Below are 15542 nucleotides of genomic sequence, written 5' to 3' on the forward strand. Positions count from 1 at the left end.
ATTAATCCTGCCTGTAGCTTTTCAAAGTTCCATCCTGATTGAATTGTATGGAATAACGCTCACGGCTCCCGTTAATTGTGCCAGGAAACCAGCGAAGCTGGTTATCCCAGATAGAAATATAGGTAGTAGTACTCAGCTTTGCCCCTTCCACCTCTGCGGCTTTTTCGTTGTAGGTCCGCGTTACCTTCGCTACGTCAGAAAAACTAAACTTATCTAATGACAGCAGCCGGCTTTGTACCTGATCACGAACAGACAGTTGCTCTGGCTTAGGACCAGACCATACACCTTCACGGTATTCATAGTTATCTACATATTTTGGGTTATCAGGATGCCTCAACGAGGCAACAATCCTGCCATCATCATAAAAATATACAGCCGAATAAAATAAGATCTCTTTTCCGGCATACTGCGGTAGTTTTTTCAATGCCCGCTCGGCCTGGTCCAGCCGCGATACATCAGTTAAAAACCCTGCTTTTTTATGTTCCCTGTATTTTCTGGTATATACACTGGTATTGATGGTCACTTTTCCTTTGGTAATGCTTTTTACCATAGCCTGTACACTGCTGTCCACCATTTTTATATTACTGTCTATCAGTGCATCTACATCTACGGGTTCAGGAACCGTAGGTATTTGCTTTTCCGTTCTTTTCTTAACTAAACTATCAACAGGGTGCAGTGTTTCATCAATGCTTTTATTGATTTGCCTGCAGCTAAAAAAAATACTGCTGCACAGTATGGCAAGGGCTAGCTTCTTCATAATTAACTGATTTCATCCAGATCGCTGGCAAAAGCGATGCGTTCCGGATCTTCCTTAAGGTAAAAGATTTCTATAAATTCCTGTTTCGTAACCGATAGGTCCAGCAGGTCAACAATCTTTTTTAAACTTTTCCTGTATACCCTGCGTTGATCATCAGTATACTCGAGTTCAAAACGGATCATAGGTTGTTCGTTGATATAAGTTCCGGTCTGGCCCGCACCTAGTAATTTTGCAGAAGTGCGGATACCTTTGAATTTAATTAGTGGCGCATCATCTACAGTGCCACTCAGCTTACCCAGTAAAAAACCTAAAAAGAACCTGTACGACAGCAGTACCGCGGGGCAAATGAGCAATGGGTGCCCAAAGCCTATAAAACGCCAGCCCATGCCCTGACTTTCGGTTTGATAAGCATACACATAATAGGCAGTTACTGCTGCAGCAAGCGCCAGCCAGCCTAAAAATATCATGACGAGCCTGGGGATTTTAATACTGGCCTCTGAAGTTGCAAAAATAAAATAAGGGACACGTTTCATTTCCCTGTCGATCAAAAGATTTACCTTTTTACCAACTTCAAAACGTCTTTCATGTGGCTTCGCATCATTTATATCCATCTTCTGCACAATATCGGTACCTACAAGATTTTTAAAAGCAAGGCTCAATTCGTAAGTATCATAAGCTGCTCCCGGCTTGGACAGTTTAACAGCAGTCAAAATTTTTCCTTCACGTGGCTCCCCTTCAGTTTTCAACTGTTCTATATTTCTTTTGGCTATAAAAACCATCCATACCCATTTCCTAAAATAGCCAACAAGCAGGATCAGCCACAATACAATAGATACAGCAAGAATACCCAGTGCAAGCCATGGATTCTTGTCTATAAGTGTGCTTGTATCAAATTCACTATTAATATTGTAATACAGGATCATTGGAAAAGGGACGGCAAAAAAGAGCATGTAAAGTCCCCAAAATATCATGTAACCTTTTTTCATTTAAGCTGGCATTAATTCTTTCAATTGATTACTGTTCAGGCTTGTCCTGTGTTTTTGAAAACCAGCACAAAAACCGAGCCGCTAAAGCTTGTATTTCTGACAGCGCGAAATACATCTTTAAGCTTGAAATTCCATATTTTTTTGCATTTTGCATTTAACATCAAAGATCAGGAGCATATCATGAGTAAATACCAGCAGGAATGGAAAAAAGCCATCCAAAAACACATCAAATTGAAATGGAAGGTAAAAACAAGTGGAGGCGACATCATGATCCGGGTACCTGCCGAGACCGACATGGAAAAGCTTGAAAGTAATTTTCCTGATCTCATGGCACCTATTGCACCTACCATCCTCTCTCCCAAAACCAGGCTTACAATGTATGTCGGCAATTCTGATCAGGCCGATTTCAAATTCATTCTCAGTTAGCAATTAAAGAAATAGCCACTACAGCTGTCATTTTTTATCCCTGAATTACAGACAATTACAATAAAATAAAATATTTATTCAATAAAAGTCTAGTAATTTAGTAGACTTTATATATATTTGTATCAGCAAACGGTTAAACGTTAAACAATATAGTCATGTGGCCGAGTGGTTAGGTGAGGGTCTGCAAAACCTTTGACGGCGGTTCGAATCCGCCCTTGACGTCAACAGTGCAATTTCTATATTGACTGCGATTAGATGTTTGGTTAGATCTAAGTTTTGTTTGAAAGCCAGGTTGGATGACCTGGCTTTTTATTTTTGTCGCAGTTCCCCCTCCATTATGGCGTAATCTCCCATATCAATCCAGACAAGTTTCCCTTAAATTTGAGGAACAAAACAATTTAAACTCTACAGACATGAATCAAAACATTATCTGCTGGTTCGAAATCTATGTTAAAGACATGGAGCGCGCAAAGAAATTTTACAACGCCGTTATCGGTACAAATTTTATAGACAGCCCTATGCCGGGCAACTCACCAGACGGCATGAAGATGTCCTTTTTCTCACCCATGGAAAATCAGGGTGTATCGGGGGCTCTAATTGAAATGCCTGGTACCAAAGAAGGTGATGGACATTGTGTAAACAGCATGGTTTATTTTCCATGCAAGGATTGCAGTGTAGAAGAAAGCCGAATTAAAGCTGCCGGCGGTATTGTTAGCCGCTCAAAATTCTCTATCGGGGAATACGGTTTTTGTGCCATCTGTGTAGATACGGAGGGCAATCCTTTTGGTTTGTTTTCTATGGAATAACAAACCTGTAAATACTGCCTTTATTTCCGGCAAGCAACACAAGCTTGCCTTTTTTTGCTTTCTGGACCACGTTAAAACTCAGATCAGAAATGTGATGCCAGTTTAAGCCTCCATCCTGCGAAACATCTGTACCGGAAGTCCCTGTTGCAACCAGCACCCTAGGGTTTACATAAGCCACACCCGAGCGGTAGCCGCTTACCGATTTAACAGGTCTTTTCCAGGTTTTACCCCCATCAGCTGTTAACAGCATATTGTTGGAATTGTCTTTGTCCTTTAAATAATTGCCCCCAACCACAACACCCTTCTTTTTGCTGTCGAAAGCCATAGAAAAAGTGCCGGTACTGGATTCGCCCTGCATGATAGGGCATTTGAACACCTTCCAGGTATAGGCATAATTGTCGGAGTAATAAATATTTGCCACAGCGCCTCCGGTAGCAATCCAGGTATGTCCACCAGGCAGGGTTCTGATGGTTGTACCACTGGCTGCAAATCCGGCCTCACCTATCGCCAGCTCCGGTTTCAGGTTGGCCGAAATATCGCTCCAGCTTTGTCCGCCATCCTGAGTGCGCAGCAACTGCATTTTATGCAAAATGGGATCACCAAAGATGATCCCATTTTTAGCATCCCAAAAATCCATTCCATCCAGGAATATAGCAGAATCCAGGTTTTTATATTGTTCTGTCCAGGTTTTTCCGCCGTCAACAGTGCGCAGCACAAAAGCCGGCGAGCCGGCATTTACCACCACTGCCTTCAGCTCATCAAAAGCTTCAATATCCCTGAAGTCCAGCCGCTCATAACCTGCAGGCTGTGTCCAGGTCCAGGTTTTGCCGCCGTCCAGCGTTTTGCCGATATAGCCATTGCTACCGCTTACCCAGGCCAGGGCATCCGAAACAACCGACATACCCCTAATACTCGTATTTGTTCCGGTTGCCAGCGGCACCAGGTTATACGTTTGGCTAAAGCCAATAAAAGGGAGCAAGGCCAGTAAACAGATCAGGGCCCTCATTACTTCACGCGTTTCCAGGTTTCCGATCTGCCGATCAGCGAGATACCGATATAGCCCCTCATGTTCAACACATCATTTCCTTTCATGCTCATGTTACAGCTATAGGTTTTACCCGATTTCGGATCATAAATTTTCCCATCTGTCCATTTGCCATCTTCATACACAAAATCCTTGAGGATTTCCAGGCCAAGGATTGGCCTCGACTGCAAACTCTTTTCCGGATTTTTCACATCCGTTTTTACTGTTCCCTTTTCATCTTTAGGTTCTTTCAACCATACGATCTTGCCATAATATTTTTCACCTTTTTTGGTGATGTCCACATGGGCCTCGCCCGATGAATTGATCCATTTACCAATTATGGCATCTTTGTTCTGGGCAAGGCCCGCAAACGAGATTGCTGTAAGCAGCAATATAAAAGAAAGTTTTTTCATAGTTACCTGTTAGTATATCTCTAAATATACTAAATGGCCTATACAAACAAAAAGTTTTATTACTTAATGGTTTCTTTTACTTCTCCGCAGGTCAGCATGCTATCGCCGAAATAAGGGTTTTTAATGTCTTTCTGATTGCTTAACCAGCTGGCTCCCTTGTCGTTCAATGCCATCGGACAATACTCTACATATACTTCTCCTGAATTCAGTCCTGCTGCTTTAACCCGGGCAATAAAATCATTGCTCAGGTCAGAGAATATTGTTCTTTGTACTTCCAGATCTGTGGCGGCAGCAATTTTGGCTGCAAGTGCGGTCAGCGCACTGCCGTTGCTCAGCCCTTTGCCGCCCAGCTCTATTGCGCTGGCCGCTATTTTGGCTTCGGCCATATCGCCTTTTACCAATGCTGTGGTCAAATGAATGTAGTGCTGATAAACTGCATTTAGCTTGTCGTCTTTAATGCTTACCGCAGCAACAGATTTTTCTGTGCCGTGGTCATGCCCCTCTCCGGGCGCATGGTTATGTCCTGCATGAGGATCATTTGCTGCTGGTTTCTGGGTGTTTCCGCAGGCTGCAAATAAGGTAATACCAGCCAATGCGATCATTGAATAAATTGCTGTTTTCATTTTTCTGTTTTTTTATGATTACTAATTAGATTGCATTTTAAGTCCTTCGGCAGGGTTCTTCCCTTTTTTAAGCACATATTCGCTATACAGCAGGTATGCACCGGTAACCACTACCCGATCGCCATTTTTAAGCCCTTCAGTAATTTCAACCTGGTTATTGCTTTCCTGTCCGGTTTTCACCAGCCTTGGCTCAAAGGTATCTTTTCCACTTTTAATCCATACGTGCATCCCCTTCCCGTCTCTAATTACGGCATCAACGGGTAAACTCAGCGCCTTGCTGCTGTTACCGGTTGGCAGGAATACATTCGCCTGCATTCCGGGCTGCCATTTGTTTCCCGGGTTCGGAATACTGCCCCTGATCTGGGTAAGCTGACTACCAGCACCCAGGACAGGGGTAATAAAGGCAACGCTCATTTCCTGGGGCTGATCTTCCCAGCCTGCCACTACTACTTTTACCCTCTGCCCCTGCTTTACATTTTTTGCCTCGGCCGGATAAACATCGGCCTCTACCCACAATTGCCCATAACCCTCCAGGCGGATAACCGGACTGCCCTCTGTTACATACTGCCCCTGAGTAACCGATACCTCGGCAACCACCCCGCCTTCGGGCGCATAGAACAGCACAAAGGGATCTTTTTTCTGCGTTTTGGCCAGCTGTGCAATCTGGCTGTCTGATTGACCATACAAGCGAAGCTTTTGCCTGGCCGAGGCCACGATCTGCTGTTCTATTTTGTCGCCCTTAAATTGTTTTTCCTGTGCCAGGGCCATCAGGTATTCCTGCTGAAGTGTAGCCAGCTGCTCTGAATACAGTTTATACAAAGGCTGCCCCTTGGCTACCTTAATCCCTGTTTCCCTTACATACAGCTGTTCTATCCTGCCGGCAATCCGGCTCGATATATAACTGCTTTGCTCCGGGTTAACCACCAGACGGCCATTCAGCTGCTTGGCTACTGAGAGACTGGCGTCTCCTACAGCCAGTGTGGTAATGTTGGCCAGGGCCTGCCGCTTTTCATCTACTTTCAGCGCCTTATCGTTACTGTTCTTTTCAAAGGGTACCAGGTCCATCCCGCAAATAGGACAGGTACCCATTTCATTTTTAATGACCTGCGGGTGCATAGGGCAGGTAAAAGTCTGCGTTTTCTCCTTGGCCTCCCCTGCTGCTTCGGGCTTTTTGCCGCTGCTGCAGGCAGCAATAAATGTTGAGGGCAGAAGTGCCATCAATGCTATGTTTTTTATAAATATTTTTCGCTCCATGATTGTGATATTTTTAACGCTCTCTGATAAAACTTTCGCTATCTACCAGGTAAGCGGCATTTTTACTCACCTCCCAATTGCTGATGTCTTCCTTAACCTGCACCATTCCGGCAATGGTAATCCCGGTATGTACCGTTTTAGGCACCACCACATTGCCTTCCTTTTTAAAAAGCACGGATTTGCCACCCAAGGACACAACAGCAGCTTCCGGCAGCCACCAGGATTCCGGCAGCAATACGGGAATCCTGGCTGTAAGCAGTTCACCAACCCTGAAAGCCGGTTTGTTAAGATATACCCTGGCAATGGTAAAGTTTTCTCCGTTCTTAAAAACAGGTTGTATCAGGCCTATTGAGGCCTGCTGTATCGTACGCTTGTCTGCCGTCTTGTAAAACATAAACTTATCTCCTTTACCAAGTAATGCGGCAAGGGCCGGTTTAAGGGAAAATTCGGCAACAAGCCTGTCGGCATTATAAACCGTGAATACAGACTGGCCCGCACTTACATACTGGCCTTCGCGCAGCATTACCGGACTACTTGCAGGTGCCGCTGCTGCCGGAGCTGCTGCTGGTGTAGCGGCAGCAGCGCCCATCCCGCTCATGCCATCTCCTCCCGCCGCGGCTGGCATCGATGTGGCAGGAGCCGAAGCTGCAGGTGCAGCTGCCGATTTCTCCAGGATATAACCATCAGCATTGCTGTATACCGGGATGCGGTAATTCACCTTTCCGGTATTCAATACCTGGTTAATGGCAGCAGCACTCATGCCCAGCAGCATTAAACGTTGTCTGGCACTTTGCAGCATAGCAGGGTCGGCACCTTTTAAAAACAACAGTTCCTGCTGTGCGGCAGCCAGATCGGGTGAATAGACCTCCATAATCAGCTGGCCCTTTTTTACAGGCTGGTAATTGTATTTGATCAGCAAACGTTCTATCCTTCCACTTACCCTGCTGGAAATATTGTTTTCATTACGTGTATCGTAGCTGATGATGCCCTGTGCCTCTTCGGTGAATATCTTAGTACCGTACTCTGCCTTAATTACCGGCAGTCTGGATACCACCTGCTCGTTCGATGGCTTTAACAAGTGGGACAGGTTACTGTCTATTTTTACAACCGCAGGGTCCTCATGAGCAGCCTGTGGATCTGCTTTCTTCTGCTTGCAGGCACTGATCAGCAGAACCGCAGCAAGGGCAATGTGCAAAGGGCCCTTAACGATATAGTTCTTTTTCATAATCAGCAATCATTAAATATAATTTCAATTTCTCATCAAGCACATTGGTCTGCATCATGGTCAAAGCTTCCCATGCACCAATCACTTCTGGCAGCTCCATTTTATTTTCCCTGTAGCTCAAAAAACTTACATCAAGCGTCTTTTTCAGGGCAGGCACAATCTTGTCTTCCATCGCATCAATGCGCTTCTGCATTGACTGGATCTCGAACTGCATGCCGTACAGCATACCCTGGGTTTCCTGCAGCATGGCCGCCTTTTCTTTACCCATAGCCTGTACTTCATACTCCATTCCTTTCACTTCAGACTTATACATTTTCGACGACCATGGGGCTATCGGGATGCTCACCATTCCCATTACACTGAACGCTTTGGGCATCATTTTGGTTAAGGGCGACATGTGGTCGAACCTCAGCTTAAAGTCGGGGCGACTTTGTTTTTTCATCGCCTCTATGTTCAGCTGCATGGATTGTATGCTGTAATCCATTTTTTTAATGTCGTTCCGCGCCAGGGCCAGGCTGGCGGTATCTATAGCTGCTTCCGGCACAAACCCGGGCTGATAGGCCGTATCAATGGCAAAGCCTGCATTTCCCTGCTGGTTCATCAGGCTGTTCAGCCAGGCACGGGCACGCGCTATATCACCTTCCTGCATCCTGATCATGTTGTGGTTCTCTTCCAGCTTTGATGCCGTTTTGTAAACGCTGCCCAGTTTAGACTGGTTGTAGGGATACCTGATCTCTTCGATCTTTTTCATGGTCTCCATGATCTTCTGGTTTTGCTGCAGCACCGCAATTTTCTGCGCTGCTACCAGCCAGCCAAAATACAGGCGCTTGGCCTGTGCCTTATACTCATTTAAGGTTACGCCCCGAGTCTCATTTTCTACTTTTCCTTTCGATTCTATGTAACGCCTGTTCGCATTCAGTTTTACCGGATTGGGAATGTCCTGTTCCAGCTGCAGCATAACAGAGCCTTTGTCCCTGTCGTCCATCAGCATTTGTCCGGGATAGGGTGTCATAAAGGTACCCACCCCTACCATCGGGGCCATCCAGGCAGTTGCCGCCTTTGCCGTATGTTTAAAACTTTCGGCTTTCAAACCGTACGACTGCAGCAACAAATTGTTCCTGTCTATCCGCAATAAAATGCTGTCGAGCGAAAGAACCGGCTGCTGCGCTATGCTCTGTAAGGGCAGCAGCAATAAAATCCATAATATTTTCTTAATGATGTACATCGTGCACCTCCAGTTTTCCATATTTCCTCAATTCATACTCTTTAGACATTAAAAAGATCAGCGGGGTAACCAGCAGAATGTGTGTAGAAGAGGTTAGTACCCCGCCTATCATGGGTAGCACTATAGGCTGCATCACATCCACGCCTACCCCTGTTGCCCAGAGTACAGGCACCAGTCCAAACAACGATACACATACCGTCATCAGTTTTGGCCTTAACCTTTTCGCTGCACCATGGATCACATATTCCCGCAGCTCTTCTTTAGTAATTGTCTCACTCGAGTTTCCTCTCAGTTTTACCAGCTGATGCATGGCATCGTTCAGGTAAATGACCATCACAATCCCGGTTTCCACTGCTATTCCAAACAAAGCAATAAAGCCTACAGCCACACCTACCGATAGGTTAACGCCCCAGAAATAGATCATATAAGCACCACCTATCAGGGCAAAAGGAACGGTAATAAGGCTTAAGAAGGCTTCCCTTACAGAGTGAAAAGCAAAATAGAGTGAGAAAAAGATGATCACCAACACAACCGGGGCAATCCACATCAGGGTCTGCTGTCCGCGAATCAGGTTCTCGTATTGCCCGCTCCACTCCAGGAAATATCCTTCGGGCAGCACCCCTTTTTCTTTGTTCAGTTTCTCCATTGCATCCTTTACGGTGCTGCCCAGGTCCCTGTCTCGCACATTAAACATTACCGCACCACGTAAAATGGCGTTGTCGGAACTGATCATTGGCGGGCCATCCTCAAATTTCACATCGGCTACAGCCGATAAAGGAACTTCGCCAAAACCGGGCGACTGTATCGGGATACGCTCAATACGGGCTACGCTATTACGGTATTCCTGCGCCAGGCGCACGCTGATGGAAAAACGCTGCCTGCCTTCAATGGTATTGCCTACGGGCGCGCCGCCCAATGCACTTTCTACCACCTGGTTCACGTCATCCACATTCAGGCCGTAGCGCGCCAGCTCTTCTCTTTTAATATTGATTGACAGGTATTTTCCACCTGTAATGGGCTCTACAAACAAATCGCTCACTCCCGGAGTACCTTCCAATGCCGCTTTCACCTTTTCAGATACGGCCGCAATGGTATCCAGGTTTTGCCCGAATACTTTAATGCCCACATCGGTACGGATACCCGTAGCCAGCATATTGATACGGTTAATGATGGGTTGCGTCCAGCCGTTTACCACGCCCGGAATCTGCAATTTGGCATCAAGCTCGGTAACAATATCTTTTTTAGTGATGCCCTCGCGCCATTCGCTTTTCGGCTTCAGCGTAATGATGGTCTCGATCATACTGATCGGCGAGTTGTCGGTTGCCGTACTGGCACGGCCAGCCTTTCCCAGCACTTTATCTACTTCAGGTACCGATTTGATGATCTTGTCCTGCACCTGCAAAATCCGCTTTGCCTCGGCATTGGATACATCCGGCAAAGTTACCGGCATAAACAGAATGCTCTGCTCATCGAGCGGGGGAATGAACTCTGTACCCAGGTTTTTAAGCAAAGGAATGGTAATCAGCAAAGCAATCACATTCACAGCTATCGTTGTTTTTCTCCATTTCAGCACTACCCTGATAACCGGTTCATAAACCTTTTCCAGAAAGCGGTTTACCGGATTGGCATTATCTGGCTTGAACTTGCCTTTCATAAAGAAAGAAATAAGTACAGGCGCCAGGGTAATGACCAGCAGGGCATCCACAATCATGATGAATGTTTTGGTAAAGGCCAGCGGGTGGAACAGCTTGCCCTCCTGTCCGGTTAACATAAATACCGGCAAAAAGGAGGTAATGATAATAACTGTTGCAAAAAATACCCCTCTGGAAACCTGCTTGCTCGACTTGGTGATGACCGCCAGGCGGTCTTCTTCTGTAATCCAGTCGGGCGATTTTTTAAATATATTTTTAAACCACTTGATCATGATGTTGTCGTTTTATTTTGGTTCTTTTCCCACAATTCGTACCGTTCGGCCAGGTGTTTATAGGCATTTTCGCTCATGATGATCCCATTGTCCACAATTACGCCTATGGCCAGGGCAATCCCAGTGAGCGACATGATGTTGGATGAAATACCGAATGCATTGAGCAGGATAAAACTGGCGGCAATGGTTATCGGGATCTGGATAATGATGCTCAGCGCACTGCGCCAGTGGAACAGGAATATAAATACGATGATCGATACCACAATCATCTCTTCAATGAGCGTATTTTTGATCGAGTCGACCGATTCTTTGATCAGCTCGCCCCTGTCGTACACAATATCAAACTTTACGCCTTTGGGCAGGCCTTTGGCCACTTCGTTCATCTTGGCCTTTACTTTGTCAATCACCTCAGCGGCATTTTCACCGTAGCGCATCACTACAATACCACCGGCCCGTTCACCCTCACCATCCTGGTCAAATATGCCCAGCCTGGTCTCGCCGGTCATTTGTACCGTGGCCAGGTCTGAGACCTTGATAGGAGTTCCGTTCTGGTTTTTAACCGGGATATTGGCTATTTCTTCCAGCGATTTGAGATAGCCTGAAGTTTTGATGATATATCCGATATCGCTCATTTCGAACTTGCGGCCGCCCGATTCGTTGTTGTTGGCCCTTACTGCGGCAATCACCTGCGGCACGGTAAGTTTGTAATAGAGCAGTTTATTCGGATCTACGGTGATCTGGTATTGTTTCTGGAAACCGCCAAACGAGGCAATTTCACTTACCCCCGATACATTTTGCAGGGCAAACTTCACATACCAGTCTTGTATGGCCCGCTGTTCGCCCAGGTCCATATCCGGAGCATCGAGTGTATACCAAAGCACGTGGCCTACACCTGTACCATCTGGTCCCAGCTGTGGCGTTACCCCATCGGGCAGGGTTTTCGAAATGGTGCTGATCCGTTCCATTACCCGCTCCCGGGCCCAGTACACATCTACATCGTCTTCAAATATGACATAGATAAAACTCATACCGAACATAGAAGAGCCCCTCACATATTTGATTTTAGGGATACCCTGTAAATTGGTGACCAGTGGATAAGTTACCTGGTCCTCTATCAGTTGCGGCGAACGTCCCATCCATTCGGTAAACACAATAACCTGGTTTTCCGAAAGGTCTGGAATGGCATCTATCGGGTTCTTTTGTACGGAGAATACGCCCCATATAAATAAGCCCGCAGAAAGCACCAGTACAATAAACCGGTTCTGCATCGACCATTCTATAATTTTATGTACCATAATATTTTATAATAACCAGCTGCCTTTTTTTAGTGTGTTTCGCCTGCTTTACCTGTACGGTCGTACTGACAGCAGTCAGGTAATTTTTCGTAGGCCTCTTTTGTAGCTTTTACCTTCTCGGTATCATAGCCTACCGCAGCTACTTTCTGCTGTACCTGCTGGTTGCTGATTTTTGTAGAATCGTAACTTACCGTAAGCACTTTAGTGGTTTTATTCCAGTCGGCCGCACTTATACCGGGTACTTTAAGTGCAGATTCTATTTTCTTTTTACACATGCCACAGTTACCCAATACTTTAATTTTGTCTGTTTTAGTCTGTGCAAATACAGCACTGCCAAGGAAAGTCAATACGACTACCGAAAGAATTCTCAATGAGTTCATAAAATTGTTTTTAAGAAAATGTAAATAATTGTGTTTTAAAGCGGGATCGCTTCGGGCTGTTTTGAATGCCTGGTGCAGGTTCCGGTTTTTGGAACACAGCAAAATGCACGCAATACAGCGTCAGGTACAGGAAGTACCTGTTAAAAAAAGACAGCTGGTATTATATTCTGTAGGTACAGTTTTTCAGGTAAACAGGGACTCTCGTTCCATCGGGGGGTGCATTGCTCAATGCTTCCCTGGTAATTTTTACAGGTACGGCTGGCTGGCAGTTTACAAGCAGCTCCGGAAGGACAACCACTACAGGAAGCTGATCAAACTTATAACTGATCTGACCCGCCTTCTGGGATTTTTCAACCTTGGCTTTTTGTTCGATGTCTTTGCAGCACGATTTCTTTTTGGACTCCGTTTTAGGCATTCCGCAGAAATCACAAACCTTCCGGGATTCTTTTTCAAAGCCCCAGCTAACCAGTTTGCCCATGCAATAATGAAAATGCACACTTGCCCCGCTGGCTATGCCCAGATAAAAGATGGCAAGAATAGTAAGCAGTGTTCTTTTCATGATCATTCAAAGGTTATAAAAAGAACGGAATTATTTTTACATAATTCCGTTCTTTTTTTACATCGTATTGTTTCTTTTACAATTCCCTTGCTGCATAGCCCGCTTTTTCAATGGTATTTACCACTGTTTCTGCATCAAGGCTATCATTTCCTTCTATAGTAAGGATTTTATCAGGGTTATTGGTATCTACTTCCCATTTGGTTACCTCAGGCAGCTCGTTAAGGAAGGGTGTTACCGCAGCAATACATCCGCTGCATTTGATATTTGTTTTAAATTTTAGTGTTTCCATGATATTTTATTTTAAAGAGTTTTATAATGATTAACTAAGTTTTGCAAGTTTAAGCCTCAGGCTATTGCCTACTACCGATACAGAGCTCAATGCCATTGCGGCCCCGGCAATCATTGGGTTCAGCAGGAAACCATTGATTGGGTACAACAGCCCGGCAGCGATAGGGATTCCGATCAGGTTGTAAATAAATGCCCAGAACAGGTTCTGGCGAATGGCCTTTACCGTGAGTTTAGATAGGCGCAGGGCTTTAGGCACCTGCTGCAGATCGGAAGATACCAGTGTCATCTTGGCCACATCAATGGCAATATCCGAACCTTTGCCCATGGCTATAGAAACATCGGCCTGTGCCAGTGCCTGGCTATCGTTAATACCATCCCCGATCATGGCCACCACCTTACCTTTGGCCTGCAACTCTTTTACAAAGTCCGATTTATCTGAAGGCAGTACTTCGGCTTTAAAATGATCAATACCAGCCTGTGCTGCTACAGAAGCCGCCGTCTGCTCGTTATCGCCGGTGAGCATGTACACAGCTATACCTGCCTCTTTTAAAGCACTGACGGCCTGGGCAGAGCCGGCCTTGATCTGATCGGCTATGGCCACAATTGCGAGTACCTGCGATGAGCTGGTAAAATAAATTACGGTTTGGGCGAGTTGCTGCAGTTCCGTTACTTTGGCCTGCAAGGCCTCCGGAACATGCTGCCCATTTAAAATTTTATGGCTGCCGGCCCAGTATTTTTCTCCTTCGGCCACTGCAACAACACCTTTACCGGTCAGGCTTTCAAAATCGCTTACTGCAGCACTTTTAATGCTTTCTGTTCTCAGCTTGCGTACAATAGCTTCTGCCAGCGGGTGCTCTGAAGCCTGTTCCAAAGCCATTAATATGCCCTGAAGCTGTGGCTTATCTTTAGGCAGTTCAGCAGCCCATTTTACATGGGTTACCTCAGGTTTGCCTTCGGTAATGGTACCGGTTTTATCTAAAATTACAGCATTTACTTTATGACCCAGTTCCAGAGCTTCAGCATCTTTGATTAAAATACCACTTTCTGCACCTTTTCCAATACCCACCATGATTGCCGTAGGTGTTGCCAGCCCCAACGCACAAGGGCAGGCAATAACCAATACGGTAACCATAGCAAGTAATCCCTGTGTAAAGGCATGCTCGCCTCCAAATACCATCCATGCACCCAGACTAATGAGCGCAATCAGGATCACTATAGGCACAAATATGCCCGCAATTTTATCGACCAGTTTCTGCACCGGGGCTTTAGATCCCTGGGCTTCCTGCACCAGTTTAATGATCTGCGCCAGCATGGTCTCACCACCAACCTTCTCTGCCCTAAACTTAAAGCTGCCTTTCTGGTTAATGGTTCCGGCAAAAACCTTATCACCCGCCTTTTTGGCTACAGCAACCGGCTCACCGGTAATCATACTTTCGTCTACAAAAGAACTGCCTTCATACACCACACCATCTACCGGCACTTTCTCTCCGGAGCGTACCAATAGCTGATCTGCAATCTTTACATCGGCCACCGCAATTTCTTTTTCTCCGGCATCGGTCAATACAATTACTGTTTTAGGCTGTAAGCCGATTAGCTTTTTAATGGCTGAAGACGTGTTTGATTTTGCCCTTTCTTCCAGCAGCTTACCCAGCATGATAAACACAATTACCACTGCTGCGGCCTCAAAATACACGTGTGGGTGCAGGCCCCTGTTGTGCCAGAATTCGGGATTAAAGGTGTTGAAAACACTGAATACATAAGCAATACCTGTACTTAAAGCCACCAGGGTATCCATATTGGCCTTCCCATATTTGGCCTGCTTCCAGGCGTTCACAAAAAAATTACGGCCGAAGATGAACAAAACAGGTGTGGTTAAGGCCAGCATATAATAATTACCATTGGGCATATCCATAAAGAACATACCAATAATAACAACCGGAATGGTAAGGATCAGCGACCAGATCATCCTTTTTTTGAGCGACTGGTAATGGTTTCTTTGCGCTTCTTCCTGAAGTTCTTTGGCGCCTTCCTGCTGTACAATCAGGTCGTAGCCTATAGACTGAACTGCCTTTTGGAAAGCTTCAGGCTGAACTACAGCAGGGCGGTAGCTTACCTGTACAGTTTGCGTGGCATAATTAACAGCAGCTTTATCTACACCCTCTTGTGCAGCTATAATAGATTCAACACTTACGGCACAAGCAGCACAGGTCATCCCCAGTACCGGCATCGAAATTGTTTCTACATTGTTGTTCATGACTATCTTTGTTTAATTAACAATACAAAGGTAGCACGGCAACAACCCCAGATTTTTACAGGATTATGCGAATAGTTTATAAAATTTTGTACAGCGCCATAGT

The 15542-nt window shown here is 45.6% G+C and carries 16 protein-coding genes and 1 tRNA gene; 3 read left to right on the plus strand and 14 right to left on the minus strand.

Annotated features, from left to right (window positions below; translation table 11 throughout):
• Position 1: 1 nt before the first annotated feature.
• Both B9A91_RS03055 and B9A91_RS03060 read right to left on the minus strand, forming a co-directional pair.
• A complete protein-coding gene (locus tag B9A91_RS03055; protein WP_084236944.1) occupies positions 2–757 on the minus strand; it encodes a hypothetical protein in 756 nt (251 codons plus the stop codon).
• 2 nt (positions 758–759) lie between these two features.
• Positions 760–1743 carry a hypothetical protein gene (locus tag B9A91_RS03060; protein WP_084236945.1) on the minus strand — a complete coding sequence of 328 codons (984 nt, stop codon included), beginning with the start codon at positions 1741–1743 and terminating at the stop codon, positions 760–762.
• A 123-nt stretch (positions 1744–1866) separates the two neighbouring features.
• On the opposite strand from B9A91_RS03060, the gene B9A91_RS03065 reads away from it, so the two are divergent.
• The 3 genes from B9A91_RS03065 (at position 1867) to B9A91_RS03075 (ending at position 2975) form a co-directional block, all read left to right on the plus strand.
• On the plus strand, positions 1867–2169 hold the full coding sequence (locus tag B9A91_RS03065; RefSeq protein WP_235012446.1) for a hypothetical protein: 303 nt from the start codon (positions 1867–1869) through the stop codon (positions 2167–2169).
• Positions 2170–2320: 151 nt separating this feature from the next.
• Positions 2321–2391 (plus strand) — tRNA-Cys (locus B9A91_RS03070).
• Between the two features lie 191 nt (positions 2392–2582).
• Positions 2583–2975 (plus strand): VOC family protein, encoded by a 393-nt coding sequence (locus B9A91_RS03075; RefSeq protein ID WP_084239555.1) that lies wholly within the window; start codon positions 2583–2585, stop codon positions 2973–2975.
• On the opposite strand, the gene B9A91_RS03080 is transcribed toward B9A91_RS03075, so the two are convergent.
• From B9A91_RS03080 to B9A91_RS03135, 12 genes are all read right to left on the minus strand, one after another.
• The gene (locus B9A91_RS03080) at positions 2965–3981 is read right to left on the minus strand and encodes a WD40/YVTN/BNR-like repeat-containing protein (protein ID WP_084236946.1); all 1017 of its coding nucleotides are present in this window, start codon (positions 3979–3981) and stop codon (positions 2965–2967) included. The genes B9A91_RS03075 and B9A91_RS03080 overlap by 11 nt on opposite strands.
• Complete coding sequence (locus B9A91_RS03085) at positions 3981–4412, minus strand: DUF2147 domain-containing protein (protein WP_084236947.1); 432 nt, start codon at positions 4410–4412, stop codon at positions 3981–3983. The genes B9A91_RS03080 and B9A91_RS03085 overlap by 1 nt, the downstream gene beginning before the upstream one ends.
• Before the next feature lie 59 nt (positions 4413–4471).
• Positions 4472–5035 carry a DUF3347 domain-containing protein gene (locus tag B9A91_RS03090; protein WP_084236948.1) on the minus strand — a complete coding sequence of 188 codons (564 nt, stop codon included), beginning with the start codon at positions 5033–5035 and terminating at the stop codon, positions 4472–4474.
• 21 nt (positions 5036–5056) lie between these two features.
• Positions 5057–6289, minus strand: coding sequence for an efflux RND transporter periplasmic adaptor subunit (locus B9A91_RS03095; RefSeq protein WP_084236949.1), 1233 nt, complete (start codon positions 6287–6289; stop codon positions 5057–5059).
• Positions 6290–6302: 13 nt separating this feature from the next.
• Complete coding sequence (locus B9A91_RS03100) at positions 6303–7514, minus strand: efflux RND transporter periplasmic adaptor subunit (protein WP_084236950.1); 1212 nt, start codon at positions 7512–7514, stop codon at positions 6303–6305.
• Complete coding sequence (locus B9A91_RS03105; RefSeq protein WP_235012447.1) at positions 7492–8760, minus strand: TolC family protein; 1269 nt, start codon at positions 8758–8760, stop codon at positions 7492–7494. The genes B9A91_RS03100 and B9A91_RS03105 overlap by 23 nt, the downstream gene beginning before the upstream one ends.
• The gene (locus B9A91_RS03110; protein WP_084236952.1) at positions 8726–10663 is read right to left on the minus strand and encodes an efflux RND transporter permease subunit; all 1938 of its coding nucleotides are present in this window, start codon (positions 10661–10663) and stop codon (positions 8726–8728) included. The genes B9A91_RS03105 and B9A91_RS03110 overlap by 35 nt, the downstream gene beginning before the upstream one ends.
• Positions 10660–11958 carry an efflux RND transporter permease subunit gene (locus tag B9A91_RS03115; RefSeq protein ID WP_084236953.1) on the minus strand — a complete coding sequence of 433 codons (1299 nt, stop codon included), beginning with the start codon at positions 11956–11958 and terminating at the stop codon, positions 10660–10662. Before B9A91_RS03115 ends, B9A91_RS03110 begins: the two co-directional genes overlap by 4 nt.
• Before the next feature lie 29 nt (positions 11959–11987).
• Positions 11988–12338 carry a heavy-metal-associated domain-containing protein gene (locus B9A91_RS03120; protein ID WP_084239556.1) on the minus strand — a complete coding sequence of 117 codons (351 nt, stop codon included), beginning with the start codon at positions 12336–12338 and terminating at the stop codon, positions 11988–11990.
• A gap of 160 nt (positions 12339–12498) precedes the next feature.
• Positions 12499–12897, minus strand: a complete 399-nt coding sequence (locus B9A91_RS03125) for an HYC_CC_PP family protein (protein ID WP_084239557.1) — start codon at positions 12895–12897, stop codon at positions 12499–12501.
• Between the two features lie 76 nt (positions 12898–12973).
• Positions 12974–13186, minus strand: coding sequence for a heavy-metal-associated domain-containing protein (locus tag B9A91_RS03130; protein WP_084236954.1), 213 nt, complete (start codon positions 13184–13186; stop codon positions 12974–12976).
• 30 nt (positions 13187–13216) lie between these two features.
• Entirely contained in the window at positions 13217–15439 is a 2223-nt protein-coding gene (locus B9A91_RS03135; RefSeq protein WP_084236955.1) for a heavy metal translocating P-type ATPase, read from the minus strand.
• Between the last annotated feature and the right edge of the window lie 103 nt (positions 15440–15542).

This window comes from Pedobacter africanus (assembly GCF_900176535.1).
GTDB lineage: Bacteria > Bacteroidota > Bacteroidia > Sphingobacteriales > Sphingobacteriaceae > Pedobacter > Pedobacter africanus.